The organism is Ferruginibacter sp., from assembly GCF_031391665.1.
GTDB lineage: Bacteria > Bacteroidota > Bacteroidia > Chitinophagales > Chitinophagaceae > Ferruginibacter.
In genome coordinates, this window is the sequence record NZ_JANMUN010000036.1 from 1 (window position 1) to 5,880 (window position 5,880).

The 5,880-nt window shown below is 38.4% G+C and carries 3 protein-coding genes; 2 read left to right on the plus strand and 1 reads right to left on the minus strand.

What is annotated here, in order from left to right; translation table 11 throughout:
* Window positions 1–592: 592 nt before the first annotated feature.
* Window positions 593–2,089 (plus strand): recombinase family protein, encoded by a 1,497-nt coding sequence (locus tag ACY651_RS03285; protein WP_462249682.1) that lies wholly within the window; start codon window positions 593–595, stop codon window positions 2,087–2,089.
* Between the two features lie 116 nt (window positions 2,090–2,205).
* Window positions 2,206–2,568, plus strand: coding sequence for a hypothetical protein (locus ACY651_RS03290; RefSeq protein ID WP_462249684.1), 363 nt, complete (start codon window positions 2,206–2,208; stop codon window positions 2,566–2,568).
* A 9-nt stretch (window positions 2,569–2,577) separates the two neighbouring features.
* On the opposite strand, the gene ACY651_RS03295 is transcribed toward ACY651_RS03290, so the two are convergent.
* The coding region (locus tag ACY651_RS03295) for a hybrid sensor histidine kinase/response regulator transcription factor (RefSeq protein ID WP_462249686.1) at window positions 2,578–5,880 on the minus strand (3,303 nt) is incomplete at its 5' end.

The following is a 5,880-nucleotide window of genomic DNA, read 5'->3' on the forward strand; positions in this document are numbered from 1 at the left end:
TCGCGGCTGCCGCCGTCGGGATCCACGACGAGGATGCGGCGGCCGGGTCCGGCGGGCACGGCCCGCGGGGCCGGGGGCGCCGGGGAACCACCGGGCTGCCCCTGATCGAGCCAGGCGTCTCCCTAAAACTATTGAGGGATATAGAGAATCCCTTTGCGGTAAATTTAACGTTAGAAGTCGAGTAAGCTTAGCAATGTATGCTGTGAAAAATGGATTAGTAAAATTATAACTGCAACAAGAATATTATTACAAAGCTAACTTTTCAATAGTTAAAACTATAAGGTGGATTTATCTTATCATTTAAATATTTCAACTTGATAATAAGCTTTATAATTATACAGATTAAATCTAAATCAGTATTAAAAATCTCACCCTCTCAGCTTAAAGAAAAATCTAATTGAAACTTTTTAAGTATATTATTAAGTTGATTACAGGTTTCAACAAGAATATTTTTCAGGAATTTATATTACAGAGCTACATTTTAAAATGGTAAAAAAGGAACATAATTATATGAATTCCTAATGAAAATTTATTTTTCAAAATTCACTAATTTATTTAGCATTTTTTGTAACTTTATACAAAGCCATTAATAATGGAAACTAATAAAAATATCGGTATTTGGATACGGGTTTCAACTGAAATGCAGGTTAAAGGAGAATCTCCAGAACATCATGAAAAAAGGGCACGGCTATACGCAGAAGCAAAGGGTTGGGATGTTATTGAAGTTTATCGACTTGAGGCTATCAGCGGAAAATCTGTAATGGAGCAACCAGAAACAAAACGAATGCTGAAAGACGTGAAAGCTGGAAAAATCAGTGGGTTAATATTTTCAAAACTTGCACGTCTTGCCAGAAATACTAAAGAACTGCTTGACTTTGCAGAAATATTCAAAGAACATAACTGCGACCTGATTTCTCTTGCTGAAAGTATTGATACCAGCACACCTGCAGGCAGATTGTTTTATACCATGATTGCGGCTATGGCTACCTGGGAAAGAGAGGAAATTGCTGATAGGGTCGCTGCATCAGTTCCTATCAGGGCTAAACTTGGTAAACCACTATCTGCTCAAACTTCTCTTGGGTACAGATGGATCAATAAGGAATTTGTAATTGATGAAAAGGAAGCTGCTGTAAGAAAACTTAAGTATGAAATATTTCTTAAAACAAAAAGAAAGAAAGCGACTGCCAGGGAGTTAAATGATTTGGGATACAGAACAAGAACAGGAGCAAAATTTGGACACTCGACGGTTACCCGATTATTACAAGACACAACTGCAAAAGGAATACGCAAAGCAAATCACACAACAGGCAAAGGTGGCCGTGGTATAAAACCCGAAAGTGAATGGGTATATACTTCATGCCCTGCAATTGTAACAGAAGAATTATGGGATCAATGTAATGCAATAATAAACGAGCAATTAGCAAAAACAAAAAAGCCTGGCCCAAGAGGTATTCATCTTCTATCTGGATATGTTACCTGTAATTGCAGCAAAAAAATGTATGTCTATCATAAAGATAAATCCCCTCACTATCGTTGTAAAATATGCAATACCAAAATTGAAGTTGCCGATGTAGATCAAATATATCATGAACAACTAAAAGCATTTTTATTAACAGAAACTGATGTCGCTGACTACATGAACCAATCCGATTCTAGATTACAGGAAAAACAACAATTACTTATTTCCACCCAATCTGATATTGACAAAAAGAGAAAGCAAATTAAAGAATTGGTTGAGCTACGTCTTAAGGGAGAGCTTAATAGTGAGACATTAGCCCCCCTACTTAAGCCCCTAGAAGTTCAGGTAAAGCAATTAGATGAACAATTACCAGAATTAGAGGCAGAGGTGGATTTTCTAAAAATTGAATACCTTTCTTCCGAAACGGTGTTAGGAGAGGCGAAAGATTTATATAACAATTGGGCAGGTATGCCTTTTGAGGAAAAGCGTAATATAGTGGAGTTGATAACCAATGCGATAACTATTGGAAAATCAGATATTAATATATCCCTTTCCTACCTCCCCACACCCAACCTTTTCCTAAAAGCTGGAAAAAGTGCCCGCAGGGAACCCAATTTGGGCCAGGCGTAATAGTTGGTGTACGCTACGCCACTTATTTAATTTCTTTTATTCATCATGGTATAAAAGAAATTGATAAAACTGATGACAAGCTGGAAGAAATTATTGCAGAAAATGTAACTGTAGAAGTGGAAACCATTTCAGCAGTAGAAAAATCTTTATTAAAAATTTTACGGCAATGGAGCGATGTAAATGAAGTTGTACCTCTGGGAGATAAATGGCTGGGTGGCACCATGCTGTTGCAAACTGCAGATAAAACTTTGAAGCCAAAAGAAATTCCGATAGAAGATTTTTTTCATAAAATTGTAATGTTACGGGACCGCTTACGTGTGCTGGAACAAAACATTAACAGCAATAAAAAATTAAGCGACGAAGAAAAAGTAAATATTCAGCAATACATTACAAGATGTTATGGGTCGCTTACTACTTTTAATGTGCTGTTTAAAAATAAAGAACATTGGTTTGTTGGAGAGAAAAGCGGTAGTGAGTAAAATACACTTTCAATTTTTCACCCGCCACTCCTGCGGCGTTACACCACACTCCTGTTTAAATACTCGTGCAAAATAACCAGGGTCGCTGTAGCCGCAGTCTAATGCTATAAATGCAATACTGTTAGCAGGATGCTTCAACAGTTCTTTTGCTTTGTTTAAACGGATGATACGGATAAATTTATTAGGCGAACAGCCTGTTAGCGCATCTAATTTACGATGCAGTTGAGAGTGGCTCATAAAAACCAGTTTGCACAATTGCTCTACGGTAAAGTTGGTATCTTTTAAATGTTGTTCTACTGCTTCCCGTACTTTTTTTACAAAGATGTCTTCAATTTTATTTTCTGTAATTATTTCTTCCGCATTTATTTCTGGTGGTGATGGATAATTGTTTAACCCTGCTTTTTTAAGATAATATTGTTGCAAATTTTTTCGCAGCTCCAGTAATTTTTTTATGCGAATTAATAATTCTTCCCGGTTAAAAGGTTTTTGCAAATACACATCGGCACCCTGTTGCAATCCTTCCATTTTACTTTCTATATCCGCCTTTGCTGTAAGCATAATAATGGGGATATGGCTGGTGTGTTCATCATGTCGCAACTGACGGCATAATTCAAAACCATCTACAAAGGGCATCATCACATCGGTAATAATTAAATCAGGAATTATTTCTGACGCTATTTCAAAACCTTCTCTTCCATCTTTACCTACAGCCAGGCGGTAATCGGGCAGGCAGGATGCCGTGTAGGCCACAACGTCAGCATTATCTTCCACCAGTAATATTAATGGTTTTTGTTTGCTTTCATTTTCATCAGCAAACGCTATGGTGTTTGTTGTATCTGTAATTATCCTTTGCGGATAAGCATCTTTTAAATCGGGATGAACGATTGCATCTTCCGTTGCAGGCAATTTTTTCAATGGCAGTGCCACGGTAAATTCACTTCCCTTATTAGCACCCGTTGGCGGGCTCTTAACCGTTATTTCTCCTTCCATTAATTTTACCAGTTCTTTTGTAAGTGCCAGGCCAATACCGGTACCTTCGGTTTTTCTTGTATGGCTGTTATCTAATTGATAAAACCTGTCGAAGATATGCAGCAGCTGACTTTCCGGAATGCCGATGCCGGTATCTTTTACTTTAATAATCAGAACTGCTGAATTGATATCTTGCTGTATAATATTTTCACTAACACGGATGTAGATATTCCCTTTTTCAGGTGTAAATTTTAATGCGTTAGATAATAAGTTGGCAACGATCTGTCTTATTTTTTCGGGATCGTATGCCATGTGCAAAGCATCCATTTCAGCTAAAAAATGCAATTGTTTTTTCTGGCTTTCGGCAAGCGAATGAAAAGATTCTACAACATACCGGAGAAAATTAATTACATCACCATTTACCAACTGCAACTGCATCTTACCCGTTTCCAGTTTGGAAAGGTCCAGCATTTCATTTACCAGGTTTAATAAACTTTGCCCGTTGCGAATAATCATATCTACACCATTTTGCAAATGCACAGATGGATTGCTTTTAACCTGCTGCGCCATACCCAGTATAACAGTTAGCGGGGTACGAAATTCGTGGGTGATATTAGTGTAGAGCTGTGTTTTTACCGTATCCAGTTCTTTTACCCTTTTAGCTTCCCGCTGTTCGAAATTTAATTGCGATTTTAATTTGGCCCTGTTTACGGTAAATTTAAAATAAGCCCTTATGGCCAAAGCTAACAGCGATATATAAATACAATAAGCCCACCAACTGCGCCACCAGGGCGGCAACACAGTAATTTGCAATTCAGCAATTTTATCGCTCCATATACCCTGGCTGTTGCTGCCCTGCACTTTAAAAATATATTTACCCGATGGCAAGTGCAAATAAGTGGCAGTACGGCGGGTGCCACTTTCTACCCAATCTTTATCTACGCCTACTAATTGATAACGGTATTTATTTTGCACAGATGCAGTAAGATCAAGCGAAGAAAATTCAAGCGTAAGAATATCCTGCAGGTGAGTAAGCGTAATTTCTTTTGATTGCTCAATAGTATTTTTCAGCACTGCTGTTTTATCGCCTGGTGTAATGGATTGGTTATTGATTAGGATATCGGTGATAAATACATTGGGCATAAAACCCGGCACCAGTATTTCTTTGGGATCAAAAATATTTACTCCGTTTACCCCGCCAAAGGCAAGATGACCATTGGGTAATTTAGCATACGATCCGGTGTTAAATTCATCATCCTGTAAACCATTTGCTTTGGTAAAATTGTGGAACACCCATTTGTTACTGCTGTTATCTTTTATTGTAATGAGACAAAAAATACCCTTGTTGGTGCTGCCCCAAATGTTGCCGGCATCATCGGGCAATATGCCATATACTACATCATCAGGTAAACCATCTTTTGTGGTAAGATGAAAAAAATCGCCTGTGATTTTATCCAACCTGTTTAGCCCGCCACCTTTTGTTGCTATCCATAAATATTTAGCAGGTGCAAACGGATCATCTAAAAAGCAGGACACGTGATTGTAATTGAGCGAATTTCGGTTGCTGCTGTTATTGTAAAACCATTTTATTTGTGGTGATGATTTTTGGCTGTTACCAAAAATAACTTTTACAAAACCTTCGGGAGTGCCAATCCAGCATACTCCCTGTTTATCTTGATATAATGCAGTACAGATAGATCTGGGCGGTATGGGTTTTGCAGCCATATTATTAATGGTAAAACTGTCTATACTGCCTGTAACAGTATGGATACGGGTGAATTTACCTCCAAGGCCCGCAAGCCATATATTGCCTTTACTGTCTTCAAGCATGGGTTGTTTTGCACCAAAACTTTTATCATCGTTTATCTGCGGATATAATATCAGTTTGCCGGAAGCAGGATTGTATTTAAAATACCCTTTGTGATCGCTCTTTAACCAGTAATCACCCGATTTGGATATGATGAAATTATCTACCTGGGTTAGACCGGGAATACTGCCGAATGCATTTTTGCTTATCGAGCCATTGATTAACCTGCTCCACCCATAAGCAAAATCCGCTAAAAAAATATCATCTGCTTTTGCAGGAATGATCCACTTTACACTGTTGCCGGGAATGGGAACCCATGTTTTGAACCTGTTGCCTGCTGAATTGTATTTCCGAAGTCCATATCCAACCGAGCCAGACCAGAGTACCCCGGACCGGTCGATAATGAACGGATAACATAATCTTGTTTTGGTTACAGGTAATGGCTCGTTCCAGTTTACTGCTTTGCCTGGCTCGTATTTATAAACACTATAAAAATACTCTTCCCTGTGGTGGTTTTCCCAAAGTTGTTCTTTGGG